Genomic DNA, 20,212 nt, shown 5'->3' with positions numbered 1-20,212 from the left:
TCCCCTCGGGCGTTTACGCCGGGTTGTCGTCGTCGCGCTTCTTCTCCGCCTCCTGGGCGAGGAATCGCTCAAACTCGGCACCAAGCTCGTCGCCGCTAGGAAGGTCTTCGTCGCGTGTTAGTAACGACCTGTTTTCCTGAGCGTCGATGAAGGCATCGTACTGGCGCTCGAGTGCAGCCACCACTTGAGCGACCTCGGCGCTCGCCTCGACCTGTTCGTCGATCTTGCCCCGGATCTCGGCTGCTGCCTCGGTCAGCGCCGACAGCGGTAGGTCCAGCGACCCGGTCTTGGCGACCTGCTCGAGCAGCGCCTGGGCGGCGGCGGGGTAGTCGGTCTGCGTCAGGTAGTGCGGGACGTGGACGGTGAAGCCGACCACCTCGTGTCCGTGCTGACCCATCCGGTATTCCAGCAGGTTCGACGCGCTGCCGGGCACCTGGATCTCCGAGATCCACGGCTGGAAATCGGTGATCAATTCGCGGTTGGTCGAGTGCGCGGTCAGCGTGATGGGCCGGGTGTGCGGAACGGCCATCGGGACGGTGCCCAGGCCGATCGTCTGCCGCACGCCGAGCCGCTCGGCCAGCAGACGCACCGCGGTGATGAAGCGCTCCCACTTGAGATCCGGCTCCATCCCGGCCAGCAACAGAAACGGGGTGCCGACGCTGTCGCGCAGTGCGTACAGGCTCAGCTCCGGGTCGTCGTAGCTGGTGAAGTGGTCGGTCTTGAAGGTCATCAGCGGCCGGCGCGAGCGGTAGTCCAGCAGCTCGTCGATCGCGAACGACGCGACCAGCTCGGTGTCCAGGGCGGCTTTCAGGTGGGTAGCGGCCAGCCGTATCGCGTGGCCGGCGTCGGAGAAGCCCTCCAAAGCGTGCACCAGCACCGGGCCGCGGCCGTCCGATGTCACCAACTGGGGAGCCGGGAACTCCAGCTCGTACATACCGGGTTGGCCCGGCTGGTAATACAGATCGTCGTCGCTGTGCTCGTTAGACATCGGGTTTGCCTCCTCTCGGGGGTTTCTCCAGGGTGCCCTAACCAGTGTCCCCCGAATCAACAGGCACCAGTACTTGAAACGGGATGACGCTCGAACGTAATCCGGATGGAACACTTCCGGCGGTACCGCATCTGCCAGCAAATCTAGGTGTCGCAGCGCGAGGCGTCGAATTCAGCTTCCACCGGCCTGGTCGGGCATGATGGGACGCGATGCGCGTCCGGATGTTGCTGCTATGCCCACTGGTCGGCCTGGCGACGTTACTGGCGTCGTGCGGGCGACCGGTGCTGCACATGTCGCTGCCCACCAGTACGCAGGCGCCGAAAACGAGCAAGACCGTCCAGCGCCTCAGCCAGCCCGAACCGGGCGCGGTTGCGGGCCCGGTGGATCCGGACCGGCGGGTGGGGGCAATCTTCCTGGATGGCAGCGCCCAGCACGTGTGCACGGGCTCGGTGCTGCATTCCGCGGCCGGCAACCTGGTGCTGACCGCCGCGCACTGCCTGGCCGGAGCTGCCCAGATCACCTTCGTGCCCGGATTGTCCGGCGACGGCGTGCCACCCGATCTCTGGACGGCCGACAACGTCTACCTGGATCCACGCTGGGTCGCGAGCAAAGATCCGCACGCCGACTACGCGATCGCGCGGGTCAACAGCGACCACGGTGGTTCGGTGGAGTCGCGGGCCGGTTTGGCGCTGACCCTGGGCATGGCCCCGCCGCCCAGTAGCCACGTCACAGTGGTGGGCTATCCGACCGGTGTGGGCGGCTCGCCGATCGGCTGTCAGGGCAGCACCGCGGTCACCGACGGCGGCTTTCCCTCATTGGTCTGTCAGGGGCTGGTCGGCGGCACCAGCGGCGCACCGTGGGTCAGCGGCACCACCGTCGTCGGGCTGATCGGCGGACTCGAACGCGGGGGATGCGCCGAGAACGTGTCCTACTCCGCGCCGTTCGACGACCACATCGTTGCGCTACTGGCCCGCGCCGAAGCCGGCGGTCCGGGCGATCCGATACCGGTCGACCTGGACGACACCTGCTAGATCGTCAGCGGCGGAACTGGTTGAGCGCGCGCACCTTGTTCATCACGTCGAGCGCGGCCACCTTGTAGGCCTCGGAGAAGGTCGGGTAGTTGAACACCGCGTCGACCAGATACTCGACGGTGCCGCCGCACCCCATCACGGCCTGTCCGATGTGCACCATCTCGGTCGCGCTGGTGCCGAAGATGTGCACCCCGAGCAGCTTGAGGTCGTCGGTGGACACCAGCAGTTTGAGCATGCCGTAGGAGTCGCCGGCGATCTGGCCGCGGGCCAGCTCCCGGTAGCGGGCCATCCCGACCTCATACGGGATCGCGTCCTTGGTCAGTTCCACCTCGGTGGCGCCGACGTAGGAGACCTCGGGAATGGAGTAGATGCCGATCGGCTGCAGGTCGGTAATGCCTTCGCACGCTTCGCCGAACGCGTGGTAGGCGGCCAGCCGGCCTTGTTCCATCGAGGTGGCGGCCAATGCCGGGAAGCCGATGACATCGCCGACGGCGTAGATGTGGGGCACCTTGGTCGCAAAGTTATCGTCGACGAAGATCCGGCCGCGGTTGTCGGCCTCCAGCTCGGCGTTGTGCAGATCGAGGTGGTCCGTCTGCCCTTGGCGCCCAGCGGAATACATCACCGTCTCGGCGGGAATCTGCTTGCCGCTGGCCAGGGTGGTGATGGTGCCGGCCGTGCCGACGTCGACCGCGGTCACCTCCTCACCGAAGCGGAACGTCACCGCCAGGTCGCGCAGGTGGAACTTCAGCGCCTCGATGACCTCGGGGTCGCAGAAGTCCAGCATGTCGCTGCGCTTTTCGACGACGGTGACCTTGGTGCCCAGTGCGGCGAACATCGACGCGTATTCGATGCCGATCACGCCGGCGCCGACCACCACCATCGAGGTGGGCAGCGACTTGAGGTCGAGGATTCCGTCGGAGTCGAGCACCCGGTGTTCGTCGAACTCGACGCCGGACGGCCGCGCCGGCCGGGTGCCGGTGGCGATCACGATGTATTTGCCACTGATGGTTAGCTTTTCGCGTCGGGTGGGGTCTTCGATCTCGACGGTGTGCGGGTCGACGAATCGCCCGTGTCCGATCAGCAGGTCGATCCGGTTGCGCATCAGCTGGTTGCGGATCACGTCCACTTCCTTGCCGATCACGTGCTGGGTGCGGGCCAGCAGGTCGGCCGGGGTGATCTTCTCCTTCACGCGGTAGCTCGCGCCGTAGAGTTCGCGCTGGCTCATCCCGGTGAGGTAGAGCACCGCCTCGCGCAACGTCTTTGACGGGATGGTGCCGGTTTGCACGCACACGCCGCCCAGCATCTGGCCGCGTTCGACGATCGCCACCGACTTGCCCAGCTTGGCCGAGGCGATGGCGGCCTTCTGTCCGCCGGGCCCCGAGCCGATCACGATCATGTCGTATTCCTGCATCGATCCCATGGGATAGACGATAGAGCCCACAGTCGAGACTTTCTCCACAGACGAATGGCTCAACGGCGTTGCGCGAGCGCGGTCTGACGGTGGCGGCCACCAGCGTTGGGCCTCATGAGACCGCACGCACCCGATTTCGAGCTGAACCGCCCCGGCGCACTGATCGCCGCGCTACCGGCCGTTCTCGGCTTCGTTCCAGAGAATTCATTGGTCTTGGTGTCGTTGGACGGCGGCGAGTTGGGAGCCGTGCTGAGGGTCGACCTCGGTCCGGAGCTCGCCGGCCGGATCGGGCACCTGGCCGAGGTCGCCGCCTCGGCGGCGCCCGAAGCCGCGATCGCGGTGATCGTCAACGAGGACGGCGCCGGATGCCCGCAGTGCAACGAGGAGTACCGGCAGCTGTGCGCGATGCTCGCAGAGGTGTTGTCGGAGCACAACATTGAGCTGCGGGCGGCGCACGTGGTGGACCGGGTGGCCCGCGGCGGGCGCTGGCATTGCGTGGACGACTGCGGCGCGAGAGGCACGGTCGACGATCCGTCCGCGTCGCCCCTGGCCGCTGCGGCGGTGCTGGACGGCCGGCGGCTGTATGCGCGTCGCGCCGACCTGCAGGCGGTGCTGGCCGTCGAGGATCCGGCCCGCACCGCCGCGCTGGCCGGTCTGCTCAGCCGGCAGGCGGCCACCCGCGCGGCGGCGCATCGCACCGATCCCACGGGCTGTAGCCGTCGCGACCTGGAGAGCGCGATGGCCGCGGCCGGTCGCGTCGGCGGCGGGCAATCGCTGTCCGACGCCGAGCTGGCCGCCCTGGGCTGCGCGCTGAACGACGTGCAGGTGCGCGACACGTTGTACGCCCTCGCAGTCGGCGAGAAAGCCGGGGAAGCCGAGGCGTTGTGGGCGTCGCTGGCGCGGGTCCTGCCCGCGCCGTGGCGGATCGAAGCGCTGGTGTTGCTCGCGTTCAGCGCCTACGTCCGCGGCGACGGCCCGCTGGCCGGCGTGTCGCTGGAGGCCGCGCTGCGCTGCGATCCGGACCATCGGATGGCGGGCATGCTGGACATGGCGTTGCAGTCCGGTCTGCGACCGGAACAGATCCGCGAACTCGCGGCGACCGGGTACCGGCTGGCCAAGCGGCTCGGGGTGCGGCTACCGCCGCGGCGGGCATTCGGCCGCTGTGCGGGTTAGCAGAGGATCAGACCTTCTCGACCTTGACCGCGTGCGCCATCTCGTTCGGCAGCGTGACGTTCTCGTGGCCGGGTATCAGGATGGTGACCCCAACCGACCCGGTTTCGACGGTGACGCGCGCGTTCGGCACGACGCCGGCGTCCTTGAGCCGCGCGATCAGATCGATGTCGCCCTGAACATGCTCGGTGAGCTGGCGGACGACGACCGCGACCGGCGATCCCGCCGGCAACTCGGTCAGCCGGACCAGGTTGACGTCGTCGGCACCGGAATCCGGGCCTACGCCCAGGTCCAGCAAACCCGGAATCGGGTTGCCGAACGGGGAGGTGGTCGGGTTGTTGAGCACCTTCACCAGCCGGCGCTCGACATCCTCGCTCATCACGTGCTCCCACCGGCATGCCTCGGCGTGCACTTCTTCCCACGGCAGCCCGATGACGTCGACGAGCAGTCGCTCGGCGAGGCGGTGCTTGCGCATGACGGCGACGGCCAGTGCCCGGCCCTTGTCGGTGAGTTCCAGGTGCCGGTCACCGGCCACGTGGAGCAGTCCGTCGCGCTCCATCCGGGAGACGGTTTGGCTGACGGTCGGCCCGCTCTGGTCGAGCCGTTCGGCGATCCTGGCACGCAGCGGCGTTACGCCCTCTTCCTCGAGGTCGTAGATGGTTCGCAGGTACATCTCGGTGGTATCAACCAGGTCGTTCATTCAGCACCCTCCATTGACGCCGAGTCTACTTGGCCAGCTGCCGAAATGGGCTTAACGCATGCCCTAGGCAAGCAGTATGCCCGCCGCGTAATTGCGGCGGGCATACTGTCGGCGCTACCTGGCTGAGTGGGGCGCCTCAGCTCGCGTACGAGCGCAGCCGATCGGCGCGCTCCCCGTTGCGCAGCTTGGCCATCACGTCGCGCTCGATCTGACGGACCCGCTCGCGGGACAGACCGAACAGCTTGCCGATCTGATCCAGCGTCCGCGGCTGGCCGTCGTCCAGGCCGAAACGCAGCCGGATCACCTGATGCTCGCGCTCGTCGAGAGTGGCCAGCACACTGCGGATGTCGGTGTGCAGCAGTTCGGCGATCACCGCGTTCTCCGCGGACATCGCTTCGGCGTCCTCGATGAAATCGCCCAGCGGGGCTTCTTCCTCGGAACCGACCGGCATGTCCAGGCTTACCGGGTCGCGGCTGTGCTCGAGCAGATCGTTGATCTTCTCGACCGGAATTCCAGACTCGGTGGCCAGTTCTTCGTCGGTGGCTTCACGTCCCAGGTTCTGGTGCATCTCCCGCTTGATCCGCGCCAGCTTGTTGACCTGCTCGACGAGGTGAACGGGCAGCCGGATGGTGCGGCTCTGGTCGGCCATACCGCGGGTGATGGCCTGCCGGATCCACCACGTGGCGTATGTCGAGAACTTGAATCCCTTTGTGTAGTCGAACTTTTCCATCGCGCGGATCAGTCCGAGGTTGCCCTCCTGAATCAGGTCGAGCAACGGCATCCCCCGGCCGGTGTAGCGCTTGGCGAGCGAAACCACCAGACGCAGGTTCGCTTCCAGCAGGTGGCGGCGCGCGGCCTGACCATCACGTACGACGACGGCAAGATCGCGTTTGCGGTTCTCGCCGAGGCGCTTCCGCGTTGCGAGCAGATGCTCGGCATACAGTCCGGCCTCGATGCGCTTTGCCAGTTCGACTTCGTCCGCGGCGGTCAGCAACGCCGTCTTCCCGATGCCGTTCAGATATACGCGCACGAGGTCCGCTGCAGGGCTCTGAGCATCTAGATCGCTGGTGTCGATCCTGCCTGTGATGGCATTCGCCATGGCGGCCTCCCGATTGGCTTGTAGCTGTCATGGAGTTAAACGACATATCAGCCCTGAGAGTTCCCACGCCGCCGTCATCTCACACGCTTTGACGTGCACAAATGTGCCGACGACCTGAGAATGTCCTGAGAAGTGTGTTCTGGCGCCGATTAACCGGGGCCGGCGTCGTATTCGTGGCCCGGGTTGTACTCGCGGCCGGGCGAGCCCGGTTGCGGCTGCGGGGGTCGCGGCGCCTCGAGTGCCGGTCGCTCGGCCGTCGGGAACAACGGGGTGCGCCGGGCGGAATCGTCGAACCGCCGGGGCTCGTCCTTGCGGCGGGGCGGCCGGTCGTTGGCGATCAGGACGGCCATCCAGGGCAGTGGCACCGACGCGGCGATGATTGCCAGCGAGATAAGGCCGTTGTGCCAGGCGCCGTAGGCCAGTGCGGCCAGGATCAGTGCCGGGACGCGAAACGACATGATCGTCAGGTACTTACGGACGCGCGCGCGATGCTGCTCTTCGTACGACGGCTCGGCGGCGGTGATGAGAACCGGACGACCGTCGTCGTCGAACCCTAACTCCGGGCCGCGCCTCATTACTCCACTGTCCCACATCTGGCCGATTCCGGTTGGGGCGCCTTGGCAGGCACAATGTCAGGTATGCAGACGCAGACGATCGAACGCACCGATACCGACGAACGCGTCGACGACGGGACCGACAGCGACACCCCCAAGTACTTCCACTACGTCAAGAAGGACAAGATAGCCGAGAGCGCGGTGATGGGTAGCCATGTGGTCGCGTTGTGCGGAGAGGTTTTTCCCGTGACGCGGGCGGCCAAGCCGGGCTCACCGGTGTGCCCGGACTGCAAGAAGATCTACGAGCAGCTCAAGAAGGGCTGATCAGGTCGGCGGTTCCGCCGGCACCACATCGCGGTCCTGGGTGGCGGGATTCGTCGTCACCGGATTCGATAACGCCTCGGCGGTCTTCTTCAGGGCGGGCGAACGCGCGAACAACCATTTGCGCAGCCGGTGCGCGTGCGTGCGGGGCGCGGGGAATTCTTCCTGGATCGCCGCATTGAGTTCGGCGCCGATCATGATCGCGAAACCGCCGAAGAAGGCGAACAACAGAAACGCGATCGGTGTGGACAGCGCGCCGTAGGTGTAGCCGGTGCTGGTGATCCAGCGCAAATAGACCCGCAGGCCCAGCGTCGCGATCACGAACACGGCGGTTGCCAGGATGGCGCCGAAGATAAGCCGGTGCGTCGGCAAGGGTTCCGGCAGCGACACCCGGTACAAAATGACGACCCCCATCATCAGTCCAAGGGCCAGTGCCGGGTAGTAGCCGTAGCGCAGCACGTTGGCCAAGGCGTCCGGGATATGTTCGGACACCGTGCGCGGACCCACGACCAGGACCGGCGCGGCCACCACGGCGGCGACCAGGCCCACCACGTACAGGAACAGCGCGAACAGCCGCTGGCGCACCGGGTGGCGCAGCGGCGTTTGGTCATGGGCCTCGACGATGGAATCGACGAAGGCCGAGATCGCCGACGACCCCGCCCACAGCGACAGCAAAAAGCCGAGCGAGACCACCTCGCCGCGGGCGTGCGCCGTGATGTCGCGGACGGTGGGCTCGATGATCTCGTTGACGACGCTGGACGAGAACAGGCTGTGCGCCGCCGAAATCGCGCTCTTCTCGATGCTGGGCAGCGCATCCGGCCCGAACAGCGGAGCCACGTAAGCCAGGCTGCCCAGCATTCCCAACAGCAGCGGAGGTGTCGACAGCGCCGACCAAAAACCCGCCTGTGCGGACTCGGCGAAGATGGAGTCGTCCCAGCTCTTTACCAGAGTCCTACGCGTGATTCGCCAAATGTGGTGGCGCGACGGCTTTGCGGTCTGCTCGCTCATACCGGTCCAGCATTACCGACGAGTGCGCCCACACCTCACATTGTGAACGGGTGAGTTTCGCTGGGACTAGCTTTCGCTGACCTCCAGCACGGCGGCGAGCTCAACAAGCTTTGCCTCGTGCTCGTTAGCGTGGTGCTGGCAGAAGAGAAGTTCGGCTCCAGAAGGCAGCTTGGCGCGTACGCGGGCTGCGGCACCGCAGCGATCGCAGCGGTCGGCTCGAGTCAGCTCGCGTGTTGTCAGAGTTGCAATCATTGGGCTTCTCCGTTCTCTTTGATCCACTTTCTCAGACGTTCGGCGTTTTAGCGTTGTTCCCCGATCGTTATCAGGTGTGTCGTTTCTCACGGGCTGTAAACGTTGGGTTTCGTCGGGCTTTCTAGAGTTAACGACCGTGACCTTCGCTCCTGACCAGCTCGTACACCTGTGCGGAACCGACGAGTGGTCGGACGCCAAGTCGCGGGGTGAAATCCGCCCCGAGGCCGGCGGTGCCGGCTTCATTCATCTCTCCGCGCCTGAGCAGGTACATCTGCCGGCCAACCGGCTCTTCCACGGTCGCCGGGACTTGGTGCTGCTGCACATCGACCCGGCTTTGCTGGACTCGCCCGTGCGGTGGGAGCCAGGCGTGCCGACGGATCCGGCGGCGATGCTGTTCCCGCACCTGTACGGACCGCTGCCTGTCGCCGCTGTGAAATGGGTCACCGTTTATTCGCCGGATCCCGGGGGAACCTTCGCCCCGATCGCGGGTGCTCAGGACCCTTCTACCGGCTCCCGGTAGGCGTCGGCTTCGATCTCCACCAGCAGCTCGGGCGCGATGAGCGCCGAGACTTCGACCATCGTTGACGCCGGCCGTATCTCCCCGAAGACCCGCGCGTGCACCGCCGCGACCTCGCGCCACCGGGAAATATCGGTCACGTAGATGCGGGTGCGAACCACGTCGTTCAGCGATGCGCCCGCCTCGTCGAGCGCAATTCCGATGCGGCGCAAGGCGTCCTGGGCTTGAGCGGCGATGTCATCCGCGGGTCCCGTGCCGGTCGTGCCGGCAACCGCCACGTACGGGCCTACCCGCACCGCGCGCGAGTACCCGACCGTCGCTTCGAAGTCGGATCGTGACGAGATGAGTTTGCGGTTGGCGGACATCCGGCCACAGTAGCCTCCGCCAGCTCATCGGCGTAGATACGACTACGGAACATGTTGCAAGACAGTCGATTTGCGCTGTTGGACCGGAGCGGCACTCAGCTTCGGCGGATCCGGAAGATGAGCAGAGCGACCAGGCCGAGACCGAGTGCCACCTCGCACCAGAAGTAGGACAGGTAATCGGCGAGCGCGCCGAGGGCCGGTGCGTTGGGCATCGAGTTGCGGATGGCCGTAAAGGCGAACAGCAGCACACCCAGCAGTGAAATCAGTGGGGTGTCGATCGCGGCACCGGTGCGGATCAGCTTCACCGAGAGCAACAGCGCGAGGCCCGTCACCGTCCACATCAGCATCATGATGAACACCGCAAATATCCATGTAGCGGATCCGCGGGAGACGCCGATCGTCAAGTCGTTGCCGCCGTTCGGCTCCCGGGTGGGCTCCGCAATGTCGATGGTGTAGCCATGGATAGACCCGTCGACGATCAGCACCGAGGGGACCGGGGCGCCATCACCGGTGAGGACGCGCACACCGAAAAGCGCGCTGTAACTATCGAAGGGGTACTGGCTGACATCGCCGCCCTCGAGCGCAACAGGGAGGGTGCTGGGCGTCATCACGCCGCCGGCGGCGAACGATTCGTCAACCAGACCGGCGCCGCCGACCGCGACAACCCGGACGCGCTGGGCAAGGAAGACCCCATCCTGGGCGTAGCGTCCTCTCGGTTCGAAATCGAGGCGAACCGTTAACTGCGGATCCCCGGGAACCATCTTTTCGAGGTTGGCATGGACCCGAACGCCGTCGGTCAGGTTCCTATCGCCGGACACGCCCGACGCGTGCCCCTCCTGCTCAAACGAGAGGGCTGCCAACGCCACTAGGCCGGCGAACATCACTAACGCGAGCAGTAGGAGTGCGTTTCGGCGACGCGCTACTGACCCAGATTTGACGCCAGTACCGACGGCCACGCCCACACCCTAGATGAGCACACCCCGGTGTGCTGGTCGTCGGGTAACTCCGGTCAGTCGAGGTAGTCGCGCAACACCTGGGAGCGGCTGGGGTGGCGCAACTTCGACATGGTCTTGGATTCGATCTGGCGGATGCGCTCGCGGGTCACGCCGTAGACCTGGCCGATCTCGTCGAGGGTACGAGGCTGGCCGTCGGTGAGACCGAAGCGCAGCCGTACTACTCCGGCTTCGCGCTCCGAGAGCGTCTCGAGCACCGACTGCAGCTGGTCTTGCAGCAACGTGAACGACACCGCGTCGACGGCCACGACCGCTTCGCTGTCCTCGATGAAGTCACCCAGCTGGCTGTCGCCCTCGTCGCCGATGGTCTGATCCAGCGAGATGGGCTCACGGGCGTACTGCTGGATCTCCAGCACCTTCTCCGGCGTGATGTCCATTTCCTTCGCCAGCTCTTCAGGCGTGGGCTCGCGGCCCAGGTCCTGCAGCAGCTCGCGCTGAATGCGGCCCAGCTTGTTGATCACCTCGACCATGTGCACCGGGATGCGGATGGTGCGGGCCTGGTCGGCCATCGCGCGGGTGATCGCCTGGCGAATCCACCACGTCGCGTAGGTGGAGAACTTGTATCCCTTGGTGTAGTCGAACTTCTCGACCGCGCGGATCAGACCCAGGTTTCCTTCCTGGATCAAGTCGAGGAAGGCCATCCCGCGGCCGGTGTAGCGCTTGGCCAGCGACACCACGAGTCGCAGGTTTGCTTCCAGCAGATGGTTCTTGGCGCGGTCGCCGTCGCGGCAGATCCACATCATGTCGCGGCGCTGGGCGGCGGGCAGTTTGTCGCCGCGCTCGACCAGCTCGGCCATCAGCTGGGTGGCATACAGACCGGCCTCGATCCGCTTCGCGAGTTCGACCTCTTCCTCGGCGTTAAGCAGTGCCACCTTGCCGATCTGCTTGAGGTAGGCACGAACCGAGTCCGCGGACGCGGTGAGCTCGGCGTCCTTGCGGGCCTGCCGCAACGCCTCGGATTCGTCTTCGTCCCAGACGAAATCGCCGGACGCCTTGTCCTTTTCGGAGGGCTCGGCGATTTCCTCGTCCTCGTCGGCCGGCTTCTTGGCCACTGCCGGCTTCGCGACGGTCGCGCTCTCTTCGGCGTCGTCGTCCGCGTCGCCGTCAACGACGACTTCGGCGTCGGCTTCCTCGGCGACGACATCCTCGAGGTCGTCGAGGACGAGCTCGGCTTCGATGTCGAGGTCCTCGACAACTTCGAGGTCGGGTTCGCCGTCGAGTTCCTCGGCGGCGTTCTCGTCGACGCCCTCCGGGTTCTCGTCGTCGCCGTCTTTGGCTGCGGCCTTGGTGCCGCGGCCCGCCGGCGCCTTGCCCGCGGCGGCCTTGGCGGGGGTGCGGGGCTTCTTCTCGATGGTTGCCTCGGTGTCATCGGCGGGCTTGGCGGCCCGCGGAGCGGTCTTGGTCGCGCGCTTCGCCGGCGCGGCGCCATTGGCGGCCTTTGCTGCGGGCCGCTTGGCAGGAGTCTTCGTGGCGGTGCGCTTCACCGGTTCATCGGTTGCCGCGCTGGTCTTGGTCGCTGCCACTTACACCCCTTCGGTTGGACTCACTTTCGGTGGGTTTGGGCATGGTTAACCGAAAGTGTCTGCTATGTCGAATGTCGGCGTTGGTATGAGCGTGACTGGTCGCACGCTTTCTGTCGGGCGGTCGCCGTGGACCATTGTAACGACAGTGGGCGCTCGTACCGCCCTAGCGGGGAAAATTCAGTGCGTCACGTCCGCGGTCGACGCCATCGCGGCACCGACAATCCCGGCGGTATTGAGCAATGCCGCCGGCACCACCGGGGTGCGGTTTTTCAGCAGCGGCACCCATTGGTCGGCCTTTCGGCTGATGCCACCGCCGGCGATGAACAGGTCGGGCCAGATCGCGTTCTCGATCGCGATCAGCACTCTGGTCACCTCTTCGGTCCAGCGTGGGTAGCTCCACTTCCTCTTGTCTTTGATCGAGGACGCCGCGCGCTTCTCGGCCTCTTTGCCGCCGACTTCGAGATGGCCGAACTCGGTGTTGGGTATCAGCTTCCCGTTGTGGATCAGGGCGGACCCGATGCCGGTTCCGAAGGTGAGCAACACGACCAGGCCCTCGTGCCCTTTGCCCGCCCCGTAGCGCTCCTCGGCGAGCCCGGCCGCGTCGGCGTCGTTGAGAACCGTGACCGCCTGGCCGTCCAGCTTGGCGCTGATCACGTCGCGCGCGCTGGTCCCGATCCAGGCGCGGTCCACGTTGGCGGCGGTCCGGACGATGCCGTCGGTGACGACGCCGGGGTAGGTCACGCCGAGCGGACCGGTCCAGCCGAATTCGTTGACGACTTTGGCGATGGTCTCGGCGACGGCCGGCGGCGTGGCGGGTTGCGGTGTCAGCAGTTTGACCCGGTCGCCGATCAGCAGGCCGGTGTCCAGGTCGACGATTCCGCCTTTGATGCCGCTGCCGCCGACGTCGATGCCGAATCCGCGACGCTGCGGCGTGCCGGAGGCTGCCCCGTTACCGGGCGTGTCCGTGTCCGAGTCGGTGCTCGTCATCGACATCTCCTTGGCGAGATTGGGCTGTGTCACACCTTAGCTAACGACGACGGGCGTTGCGGTCGGGCAATCCGATAGGGGCATCGCCGGTCTGCGCCGCGGTGGCCGACTGTGTTGCGATGGACCGGTGACGCGATCCGACGAAGTTCCCGCGCAGTTGCGCTCGGTGGCCGAAACGCTGGCCGCCGAAGCCGCCGAGTTCGTGCGGTCTCGCCGCGCCGAGGTGTTCGGCGCCCACGCGGGCGGGACCGACAGTGACGCGGTGCGGTCCAAGAGCACACCGACCGATCCGGTGACGGTGGTCGACACCGAGACCGAACGGCTGCTGCGCGATCGGTTGGCCGAATTACGGCCTGGCGAACCGATTCTCGGGGAAGAGGGCGGGGGGCCGGCCGAGCCGGGAGCAGTCTCCGACGACGCGGTCACCTGGGTGCTCGATCCGATCGACGGCACGGTGAATTTCGTCTACGGCATCCCGGCCTACGCGGTGTCGGTCGGCGTGCAGGTCAATGGCGTGTCGGTGGCCGGCGCGGTCGCCGACGTCGTCGGGGGTCGGATCTATTCCGCGGCAAAGGGTCTCGGCGCGCACGTCATCGACGCGCAGGGCACGCACCCGTTGCGGTGCGCCGACGTCGACGATCTGTCGATGTCCTTGTTGGGCACCGGCTTTGGGTATTCGATCGGGCGCCGCACCACCCAGGCGGCGCTGCTGGCGCAGCTGCTGCCGTTGGTCCGCGACGTGCGTCGCATCGGTTCCGCGGCGCTGGACCTGTGCATGGTCGCGGCCGGGAGGCTGGACGCCTACTACGAGCACGGGCTGCAGGTGTGGGATCTCGCGGCGGGCGCGTTGATCGCCGCCGAGGCCGGCGCGCGGGTGTTGGTGCCGCCACCGGACGGGCAGGTCGGCGGCGCCGGACTGGTCGTGGCGGCCGCGCCCGGAATCGCCGACGCACTGTTGGCGGCCCTGGAGCGATTCGACGCCCTGGCGCCGATCGAGGACTGAGTCAGCAGCTGCTGGCGTGAATCTTCGACAACAGCGAGGGATCCGACGAGCCGGTAGCACCGGGACGCAGGCTGGCCAGTACCGAGTCGATGTCGTCGTTGTGGGCCAGCGCGCTGAACTCCGTGCCGATCGCGAGGTCGACGGAGTCGTCGGCGCGGTTGTCGTTGAACAGCTCGCTGCACGGGGCGACCAGCCACACCGCGGCGGCGGTGGCCTGTCCGGCCGTCCCGAAGCGGATCTGGCCCTGGCAATTCAGCCGGGCGCCGGCGTAGAGCGGGTCGTTGGCCGCGGTTGGCTGGGCGAAGCCCAGGTCCTTCATCGCGCCGGCGACATCGGCGGCCTGGCCGCCGCGGCCGCTGGCGTTGAGAACCCGGACCTTGGTGTCGCTGAGTTTGGCCGGCGACACGTCGGCCATCGCACTGCGCGACATTTGCTCGCCGAGTTGTGCCGGCGCCGATCCGGTCGCCGGCTGTGGGGGCGGGTTGCAAGATTGCGCTTCGTGAACTTTCGCGGGTCGCGTCAGCGCCACCGTCCACGCGACGCCCGTCACCAACACCAGGAAAACCAGCACGACAATCGCGGGTCGGGCGTTGCGTCGCCGAAACGGCCGACCATGCTTGTCGAAGGCTGTACCCTCGGTGATTTGTGCGACCACAGGTGCACTCTAGCCGCACACTAAATCCACTGTTTAAAGGCAAATATGAGGGTCAATTCGGGGGTGTGAGGTAAATCACAACCGAATACACCGGGATCCGGGCACGAATCGTTTGGTGGATGCGTTCGACGCTGGTACAAAGCGTTGCTTGAGGTAACGCAGGCATGTGAGGGGATTGGACGATGCCTACCGACTATGACGCTCCACGGCGTACCGAAACGGATGACGTTTCGGAGGACTCGCTGGAGGAGCTCAAGGCTCGACGCAACGAGGCGGCGTCGGCCGTTGTTGACGTGGACGAATCCGAGTCCGCCGAGAACTTCGAACTGCCTGGCGCCGACCTGTCTGGCGAGGAACTATCGGTTCGGGTCATTCCGAAACAAGCCGACGAGTTCACCTGCTCGAGCTGCTTTTTGGTGCAGCACCGCAGTCGACTTGCCAGCGAGAAGAACGGCGTGATGATCTGCACCGACTGCGCGGCGTAAGTCAGCTGCGCAATGCCGACAGCACCCGCTCGGGGTGACGGCAGCTCACCATCCAGTACGGCGTCGGGTCGTCTGGGTCATCGAGGACCAGCAAAATCATCGGTCCGACCCATGCGCGATGCAGCACATACGCCGCGGGGTCGAGCTGACGTCCCAGTGCCGCCGACTTCGCCGTCGGCGCTATCTCCGCGGATCGGGCGATCACGGTGACCGGCAGGTGGGCTTCCCCGGCCCACAGCTGCGCCACACCGTCGTCGCCGGCGGTGACCCGGATCTCGGTACGGCCCAGCCACAGCAGCGCCCCGACGGCCACGATGAACAGCACGACGAACGGCAGCCAGTCGGGGAGCGCCCTGACACCCCAATTGACTTCGACAGCAATCAGCGTCGCGAGCGCGAAGGCCGGTGGCCACCACCACCATGGGACCCGCAGCCGCTCGCGATATCGCACGCTGTGCGGCGCGACGCGCGTACTCGACACGCGGTCAAGGGTAGTCTTTGGCCCCGTGTCGACCAGTCTGGCCATTGTTCGCCTCGACCCTGAGCTCCCGCTGCCCAGCCGTGCACACGACGGCGACGCGGGGGTTGATCTGTTCACCGCCGAAGACGTCACGCTGGACCCGGGGCACCGCGCCCTGGTCCGGACTGGTGTGGCGGTCGCCATCCCGTTCGGAATGGTCGGCTTGGTGCATCCGCGCTCGGGATTGGCTGCGCGGGTTGGACTTTCGATCGTCAACAGCCCGGGTACGATCGACGCGGGCTATCGCGGCGAGATCAAGATTTCGCTGATCAACCTCGACCCGGCCGAGCCGATCGTGCTGCATCGCGGCGATCGGATCGCCCAGTTGCTGGTGCAGCGGGTCGAGTTGGTCGAGCTGGTCGAGGTCGGGTCGTTCGACGAGGCCGGGCTGGCCGAAACATCCCGTGGCGATGGTGGTCACGGTTCCTCCGGCGGACATGCGAGTTTGTGATGGCATTCGGTAAACGTTCAGGCAAAGACGACGACAGCGACGACACGGCCGTCGCGCCGGTCGACGCCGAGTCCGCAGGCGACCCGGTCGACGACGAGTTCGACGACGAGGTGGAGGGCCCGTTCGACATCGACGACTTCGACGACCCGTCGGTCGCGGAGCTGGCCCGGCTCGATCTGGGCTCGGTGCTCATCCCGATGCCCGAAGCCGGCCAGCTCCAGGTCGAGCTGACCGAGACCGGCGTCCCGAGTGCGGTGTGGGTCGTCACGCCCAATGGCCGGTTCACGATCGCCGCCTACGCCGCCCCCAAGACGGGCAGCCTGTGGCGTGAGGTGGCCGCCGAGCTCGCCGACTCGCTGCGCAAGGACTCGGCCGAAGTCAGCATCAAGGACGGCCCGTGGGGCCGCGAGGTGGTCGGCACCGCTTCGGGCGTGGTGCGCTTCATCGGGGTCGACGGCTACCGGTGGATGATCCGCTGCGTCATCAACGGCCCGCACGAAACGATCGAGGCACTCGAGCACGAGGCGCGGGCGGCGTTGGCGGACACCGTGGTTCGCCGCGGCGACACCCCGCTGCCGGTGCGCACGCCGCTGGCCGTGAACCTTCCCGAGCCGATGGCCGAGCAGCTGCGTCAGGCCGCCGTGCAGCAGGCCGAGGCGCAGCAGGCCTCCGGAGAACCCGACGCGCAAGAGCCGCCCAGCGAGCCGGCCGCGCGCCGCAGCGTGGATGGATCGGCCATGCAGCAGCTGCGCACCACCACCGGCGGCTAGCCCGCCTCTGACGGCTACGCGTCGGCAAGCGCCGCCAGGCAGGCCGCCCCGAGCGCGGCGCTGTCCGCGCCGATCTGGTCGAGCGTCACCGTCCGCAGCGCCGCGTGTGGCGCGGCGGCGACCCAGTCGACACCGGCCTGCAGCGGATGGATCGGATCGTCGACCGCTGCGGCCACGCCGAGCGGAGCCGAAAGCGTGTTGAGTTCGTCACAGGTGGGCGCGACATAGGCGGCCGCTTCGTCCATGGCATCGGGCAGCAGCGGCCACTGGGCAAGCCAGGACCGGGTCAGCTCCTCGGCCAACCAGGCCGGGCTGGAGGCTCGCATCTGTGCGGTCGTTGCGGCCAGACCATCGGCGCGCAGCTGTGACGCCGAATACCGCGCCGCCAGCGCGGCCGGCGCCGACCCCGGCGGCCCCGCCCAGGCGGGCAGCGCGGCCAGCACCGCAACGGTTTGGCCTGGATGCGCCAGTGCCCACGCCGCCGCCACCGCGGCCCCGATCGAGATTCCGCCGACGGCGATCGGACCTTCGCGCGCGGCGTCGTTCAACGCGGCCAGGTATCCGTCGACCAAACGATCCGGCCGCGGCGCCGGGGTGACCAGCCGTGCGCCGGCATTGCGCACGGGTCCGGAAAACGCCCGATTGACGTAAACGTCGTCGGATCCGGTTCCGGGCAACAGCACGGTCGTGACACCGCGCAGATCGACACCCACGCTCCGATATTGCCCGGCGCGACGAACGTTCCAAAATCACAGTTTGATTCGGTTGGCGCCGGGGAACTATCGGGTCTACGGTGGCCGTTGGCACAGAGGAAAGCACCGCAGCTTTTTCGGAATTGTCAGGAGTGGCCATGGGGGCTCAAGGTTATTTGCGCCGCCTCACCCGTCGGTTGACGGAGGACCCGGAGCAACGCGATTCCGAGGAATTGTCCGACGAGGTCGCCAGCACTGGCGCACAGCGCGTGATCGACTGCGAACGTGGCCAAGAAGTCACGATGGTGGGCACGCTGCGCAGCGTGGAATGTAACGGCAAGGGCTGCGCGGGCGGCGTGAAGGCCGAACTGTTCGACGGTAGCGACACGGTGACCCTGGTATGGCTGGGCCAGCGCCGCATCCCCGGCATCGACTCGGGACGCACTTTGCGGGTGCGCGGCCGGATGGGCAAGCTGGAGAACGGAACCAAGGCCATTTACAACCCGCACTACGAAATTCAGCGTTGACTCTGCCCAGTAACACGTCTAACCGCATCAACCCAGAACGCCTGCTGAGCCAGCTAGGCGGGGTGGGCGGTCTCATCTACTCATCGCTGCCCGTCGTCACCTTTGTCGCGGCTTCCAGCCTGCTGGGCCTGGTGTCCGCGATCGGCACCGCACTCGGGGTGGCCGCGCTGGTCTTGGTGTGGCGGCTGATTCGCCGCGAATCGGTGCAGCCGGCCTTCTCCGGGTTCATCGGAGTCGCCGTCTGCGCGCTGATCGCCTACATCGTCGGGGCGTCCAAGGGTTACTTCCTGCTCGGCATCTGGGTCTCGCTGTTGTGGGCGGTGGTCTTCGCGGTCTCCGTCGTGATCCGCCGGCCGCTGGTCGGCTACGCCTGGAGCTGGGCCACCGGGCGTGATCGCGGCTGGCGCGACGTGTCCCGGGCCGTCTACGCGTTCGACATCGCCACGCTGTGCTGGGTGCTGGTCTTCGGTGCGCGGTTCGTCGTTCAGCGACTGCTCTACGACGCCGACCAGACCGGCTGGCTGGCCGCGGCGCGCATCGGGATGGGCTGGCCGCTGACCGCGCTGGCCGCGCTGGTGACCTATGTCGCGATCAAGTCCGCTCAGCGCGCGATCGCCGGCACCGGCGAGGCGTTCGGCCCGGCGATCGACGCCGACACCGTCGCCGACTAGCTGGCAGGCGGCGCGACCGCCGGCAGCAGTAGTTTGCGCAGATCCTCTTCGACCTCGGTGGTCGCGACGAAGAGCAACTCGTCGCCGCCCTCCAGTGGCTCGTCGCCCTCCGGCACGATCACGCGCGGTCCGCGCAGGATGGTCACCAGCGAGGCGTCCCGGGGCAGCTCGAGGCGGCGTAGCGGCTTGCCGCCCCAAGGCGTGTCGTCGGGCAGGGTGATCTCGACCAGGTTGGCCTGGCCCCGGCGGAATTCCATCAGCCGCACCAAATCGCCCACGGCCACGGCCTCTTCGATCAGCGACGCCAGCATCCGCGGAGTGGACACCGCGACGTCGACTCCCCAGGCGTCGGTGAACAGCCATTCGTTGCGGGGGTCGTTGACCCGGGCCACCACCCGGGGCACCGCGAACTCGGTCTTGGCCAGCAGGGACAGCACCACGTTGGCCTTGTCGTCACCGGTCGCGGCGACCACCACGTCGAAATCCTCGAGGTGCACCGATTCCAACAGGCTCAGTTCGCAGGCGTCGCCGAGCCGCCAGTGCGCGGCAGGGATCGCGTCGACGTCGACGTGGTCGGGGTTGCGTTCGATCAGGGTGATGTCGTGGTTGTTCTCGATCAGCTCGCGAGCGACCGAGCGGCCGACCGCACCCGCACCGGCGATAGCTACCTTCATCTAGGGCGCTCCTTAGTCGCGGTCGGGCGGTGCGGGCTCAATGCCCCGCCCCCGAATCGATGTCCTCGGCGGGCGGTAGGGCAGCGATGGCCACCGCCTCGGCTGAGCGGCCGGAGATCGCGGCGATGTAGACCTGATCGCCGGCCTGGATGACAGTTTTCGGCTCGGGCAGGATGCCGGTGCCGAACCGGATCACAAACGCCACGCGCGCGCCGGTGGCCTGCTCCAGATCGGTGGCGCGCCGCCCCGCCCAGTCGTCGTGCAGGACGACCTCGGCGACGGCGACCGTGCCGGTGGGGTCCCGCCACTTGGCGGTCTCGCTCTCCCGGGTCAGCGCGTTGAGCAGCCGATCGGTGGTCCACGGCACGGTGGCAATCGTTGGGATACCGAGGCGTTCGTAGACCTCGGCGCGCTTGGCGTCGTAAATGCGGGCCACCACCCGGTTAACGCCGAACGTCTCGCGAGCCAACCGCGCCGAAATGATGTTGGAGTTGTCCCCGCTTGACACCGCGGCAAACGCGTCGGCCTCCTCGATGCCCGCTCGCAGCAGTACATCGCGGTCGAACCCCTGGCCCAGCACCCGCTCGCCGGCGAACTCCGGGCTCAGCCGGTTGAACGCCGAGCTGTCACGGTCGATCACCGCGACATCGTGGCCAATTCGGGACAGCCCGTCGGACAGCGACGAGCCCACCCGGCCGCAGCCCATTACAACCACCCGCACGTCAGGTCCTCTCGGCTGGGTCGGAGTAAGTGTCAATCCATCGGCAAACTTTGTGGCCAGCCGATTTCCGTCGGGAACATTCTCGCCCACGGAACGCTACCGGC

At 67.0% G+C, this 20,212-nt stretch carries 26 protein-coding genes; 10 read left to right on the top strand and 16 right to left on the bottom strand.

The window, feature by feature from the left end; translation table 11 throughout:
• Window positions 1-13 precede the first annotated feature (13 nt).
• Window positions 14-988, bottom strand: a complete 975-nt coding sequence (locus tag LMQ14_RS17670) for a proteasome assembly chaperone family protein (protein ID WP_267730833.1) — start codon at window positions 986-988, stop codon at window positions 14-16.
• A gap of 209 nt (window positions 989-1,197) precedes the next feature.
• On the opposite strand from LMQ14_RS17670, the gene LMQ14_RS17665 reads away from it, so the two are divergent.
• Entirely contained in the window at window positions 1,198-2,019 is an 822-nt protein-coding gene (locus LMQ14_RS17665; protein WP_267730832.1) for a trypsin-like serine peptidase, read from the top strand.
• A 4-nt stretch (window positions 2,020-2,023) separates the two neighbouring features.
• On the opposite strand, the gene sthA is transcribed toward LMQ14_RS17665, so the two are convergent.
• The gene (sthA, locus tag LMQ14_RS17660) at window positions 2,024-3,430 is read right to left on the bottom strand and encodes a Si-specific NAD(P)(+) transhydrogenase (RefSeq protein ID WP_267735570.1); all 1,407 of its coding nucleotides are present in this window, start codon (window positions 3,428-3,430) and stop codon (window positions 2,024-2,026) included.
• Between the two features lie 114 nt (window positions 3,431-3,544).
• On the opposite strand from sthA, the gene LMQ14_RS17655 reads away from it, so the two are divergent.
• The gene (locus LMQ14_RS17655; RefSeq protein ID WP_267730831.1) at window positions 3,545-4,603 is read left to right on the top strand and encodes a DUF4192 domain-containing protein; all 1,059 of its coding nucleotides are present in this window, start codon (window positions 3,545-3,547) and stop codon (window positions 4,601-4,603) included.
• A 7-nt stretch (window positions 4,604-4,610) separates the two neighbouring features.
• Here LMQ14_RS17655 and LMQ14_RS17650 read toward each other — a convergent pair whose 3' ends face one another.
• The 3 genes from LMQ14_RS17650 to LMQ14_RS17640 all read right to left on the bottom strand — a co-directional run bounded on the left by LMQ14_RS17650 (window position 4,611) and on the right by LMQ14_RS17640 (window position 6,992).
• Complete coding sequence (locus LMQ14_RS17650) at window positions 4,611-5,300, bottom strand: metal-dependent transcriptional regulator (RefSeq protein ID WP_267730830.1); 690 nt, start codon at window positions 5,298-5,300, stop codon at window positions 4,611-4,613.
• Between the two features lie 136 nt (window positions 5,301-5,436).
• Complete coding sequence (sigB, locus tag LMQ14_RS17645) at window positions 5,437-6,399, bottom strand: sigma-70 family RNA polymerase sigma factor SigB (protein WP_090601317.1); 963 nt, start codon at window positions 6,397-6,399, stop codon at window positions 5,437-5,439.
• Between the two features lie 149 nt (window positions 6,400-6,548).
• A complete protein-coding gene (locus LMQ14_RS17640) occupies window positions 6,549-6,992 on the bottom strand; it encodes a DUF3099 domain-containing protein (RefSeq protein WP_267730829.1) in 444 nt (147 codons plus the stop codon).
• Between the two features lie 45 nt (window positions 6,993-7,037).
• Between LMQ14_RS17640 and LMQ14_RS17635 the strand changes: the two genes are divergently transcribed.
• A complete protein-coding gene (locus LMQ14_RS17635; RefSeq protein WP_267730828.1) occupies window positions 7,038-7,277 on the top strand; it encodes a DUF3039 domain-containing protein in 240 nt (79 codons plus the stop codon).
• On the opposite strand, the gene LMQ14_RS17630 is transcribed toward LMQ14_RS17635, so the two are convergent.
• Both LMQ14_RS17630 and LMQ14_RS17625 read right to left on the bottom strand, forming a co-directional pair.
• Window positions 7,278-8,282 carry a YihY/virulence factor BrkB family protein gene (locus LMQ14_RS17630; RefSeq protein WP_267730827.1) on the bottom strand — a complete coding sequence of 335 codons (1,005 nt, stop codon included), beginning with the start codon at window positions 8,280-8,282 and terminating at the stop codon, window positions 7,278-7,280.
• 66 nt (window positions 8,283-8,348) lie between these two features.
• Entirely contained in the window at window positions 8,349-8,534 is a 186-nt protein-coding gene (locus LMQ14_RS17625) for a DUF7455 domain-containing protein (protein WP_085226720.1), read from the bottom strand.
• Window positions 8,535-8,670: 136 nt separating this feature from the next.
• Between LMQ14_RS17625 and LMQ14_RS17620 the strand changes: the two genes are divergently transcribed.
• Window positions 8,671-9,054: a DUF952 domain-containing protein gene (locus LMQ14_RS17620; RefSeq protein WP_267730826.1), complete on the top strand. Its 384-nt coding sequence runs from the start codon at window positions 8,671-8,673 to the stop codon at window positions 9,052-9,054.
• On the opposite strand, the gene LMQ14_RS17615 is transcribed toward LMQ14_RS17620, so the two are convergent.
• From LMQ14_RS17615 to ppgK, 4 genes are all read right to left on the bottom strand, one after another.
• Window positions 9,027-9,416 carry a RidA family protein gene (locus tag LMQ14_RS17615; RefSeq protein WP_267730825.1) on the bottom strand — a complete coding sequence of 130 codons (390 nt, stop codon included), beginning with the start codon at window positions 9,414-9,416 and terminating at the stop codon, window positions 9,027-9,029. The genes LMQ14_RS17620 and LMQ14_RS17615 overlap by 28 nt on opposite strands.
• A 95-nt stretch (window positions 9,417-9,511) precedes the next feature.
• Window positions 9,512-10,378 (bottom strand): DUF4436 family protein, encoded by an 867-nt coding sequence (locus LMQ14_RS17610; protein WP_267730824.1) that lies wholly within the window; start codon window positions 10,376-10,378, stop codon window positions 9,512-9,514.
• Window positions 10,379-10,425: 47 nt separating this feature from the next.
• Window positions 10,426-11,952 (bottom strand): RNA polymerase sigma factor, encoded by a 1,527-nt coding sequence (locus tag LMQ14_RS17605; protein ID WP_267730823.1) that lies wholly within the window; start codon window positions 11,950-11,952, stop codon window positions 10,426-10,428.
• A gap of 177 nt (window positions 11,953-12,129) precedes the next feature.
• Window positions 12,130-12,939 (bottom strand): polyphosphate--glucose phosphotransferase, encoded by an 810-nt coding sequence (ppgK, locus tag LMQ14_RS17600; protein WP_267730822.1) that lies wholly within the window; start codon window positions 12,937-12,939, stop codon window positions 12,130-12,132.
• Between the two features lie 127 nt (window positions 12,940-13,066).
• Between ppgK and LMQ14_RS17595 the strand changes: the two genes are divergently transcribed.
• Entirely contained in the window at window positions 13,067-13,942 is an 876-nt protein-coding gene (locus LMQ14_RS17595; RefSeq protein ID WP_267730821.1) for an inositol monophosphatase family protein, read from the top strand.
• A gap of 1 nt (window position 13,943) precedes the next feature.
• Here LMQ14_RS17595 and cei read toward each other — a convergent pair whose 3' ends face one another.
• The gene (gene cei / locus LMQ14_RS17590; RefSeq protein WP_267730820.1) at window positions 13,944-14,597 is read right to left on the bottom strand and encodes an envelope integrity protein Cei; all 654 of its coding nucleotides are present in this window, start codon (window positions 14,595-14,597) and stop codon (window positions 13,944-13,946) included.
• 182 nt (window positions 14,598-14,779) lie between these two features.
• On the opposite strand from cei, the gene LMQ14_RS17585 reads away from it, so the two are divergent.
• Window positions 14,780-15,082: a DUF4193 domain-containing protein gene (locus LMQ14_RS17585; protein WP_036468275.1), complete on the top strand. Its 303-nt coding sequence runs from the start codon at window positions 14,780-14,782 to the stop codon at window positions 15,080-15,082.
• Between the two features lies 1 nt (window position 15,083).
• Here the strand turns inward: LMQ14_RS17585 and LMQ14_RS17580 are convergent, their stop codons facing one another.
• On the bottom strand, window positions 15,084-15,563 hold the full coding sequence (locus LMQ14_RS17580; protein ID WP_267730819.1) for a DUF3093 domain-containing protein: 480 nt from the start codon (window positions 15,561-15,563) through the stop codon (window positions 15,084-15,086).
• Between the two features lie 25 nt (window positions 15,564-15,588).
• On the opposite strand from LMQ14_RS17580, the gene dut reads away from it, so the two are divergent.
• Together dut and LMQ14_RS17570 are read left to right on the top strand one after the other, a co-directional pair.
• Window positions 15,589-16,053, top strand: coding sequence for a dUTP diphosphatase (gene dut / locus LMQ14_RS17575; protein WP_267730818.1), 465 nt, complete (start codon window positions 15,589-15,591; stop codon window positions 16,051-16,053).
• Window positions 16,053-16,823 carry a DUF3710 domain-containing protein gene (locus LMQ14_RS17570; protein WP_420714535.1) on the top strand — a complete coding sequence of 257 codons (771 nt, stop codon included), beginning with the start codon at window positions 16,053-16,055 and terminating at the stop codon, window positions 16,821-16,823. Before dut ends, LMQ14_RS17570 begins: the two co-directional genes overlap by 1 nt.
• Before the next feature lie 14 nt (window positions 16,824-16,837).
• On the opposite strand, the gene LMQ14_RS17565 is transcribed toward LMQ14_RS17570, so the two are convergent.
• On the bottom strand, window positions 16,838-17,536 hold the full coding sequence (locus LMQ14_RS17565; protein ID WP_267730816.1) for an alpha/beta hydrolase: 699 nt from the start codon (window positions 17,534-17,536) through the stop codon (window positions 16,838-16,840).
• A gap of 137 nt (window positions 17,537-17,673) precedes the next feature.
• On the opposite strand from LMQ14_RS17565, the gene LMQ14_RS17560 reads away from it, so the two are divergent.
• Both LMQ14_RS17560 and LMQ14_RS17555 read left to right on the top strand, forming a co-directional pair.
• Entirely contained in the window at window positions 17,674-18,042 is a 369-nt protein-coding gene (locus tag LMQ14_RS17560) for an OB-fold nucleic acid binding domain-containing protein (protein WP_267730815.1), read from the top strand.
• Window positions 18,039-18,713 carry a DUF3159 domain-containing protein gene (locus tag LMQ14_RS17555; protein WP_267730814.1) on the top strand — a complete coding sequence of 225 codons (675 nt, stop codon included), beginning with the start codon at window positions 18,039-18,041 and terminating at the stop codon, window positions 18,711-18,713. Before LMQ14_RS17560 ends, LMQ14_RS17555 begins: the two co-directional genes overlap by 4 nt.
• On the opposite strand, the gene LMQ14_RS17550 is transcribed toward LMQ14_RS17555, so the two are convergent.
• Window positions 18,710-19,387: a potassium channel family protein gene (locus LMQ14_RS17550; RefSeq protein WP_267730813.1), complete on the bottom strand. Its 678-nt coding sequence runs from the start codon at window positions 19,385-19,387 to the stop codon at window positions 18,710-18,712. The two genes, LMQ14_RS17555 and LMQ14_RS17550, sit on opposite strands and share 4 nt — an antisense overlap.
• Window positions 19,388-19,424: 37 nt before the next feature.
• Complete coding sequence (locus tag LMQ14_RS17545; RefSeq protein ID WP_267730812.1) at window positions 19,425-20,108, bottom strand: potassium channel family protein; 684 nt, start codon at window positions 20,106-20,108, stop codon at window positions 19,425-19,427.
• Window positions 20,109-20,212: the final 104 nt, after the last annotated feature.

This window comes from Mycobacterium sp. Aquia_213 (assembly GCF_026625985.1).
In the GTDB taxonomy this organism is placed as follows: domain Bacteria; phylum Actinomycetota; class Actinomycetes; order Mycobacteriales; family Mycobacteriaceae; genus Mycobacterium.
The sequence above is the reverse complement of the archived record's forward strand: the minus strand, read 5'-3'. Positions and strand labels throughout refer to the sequence as shown.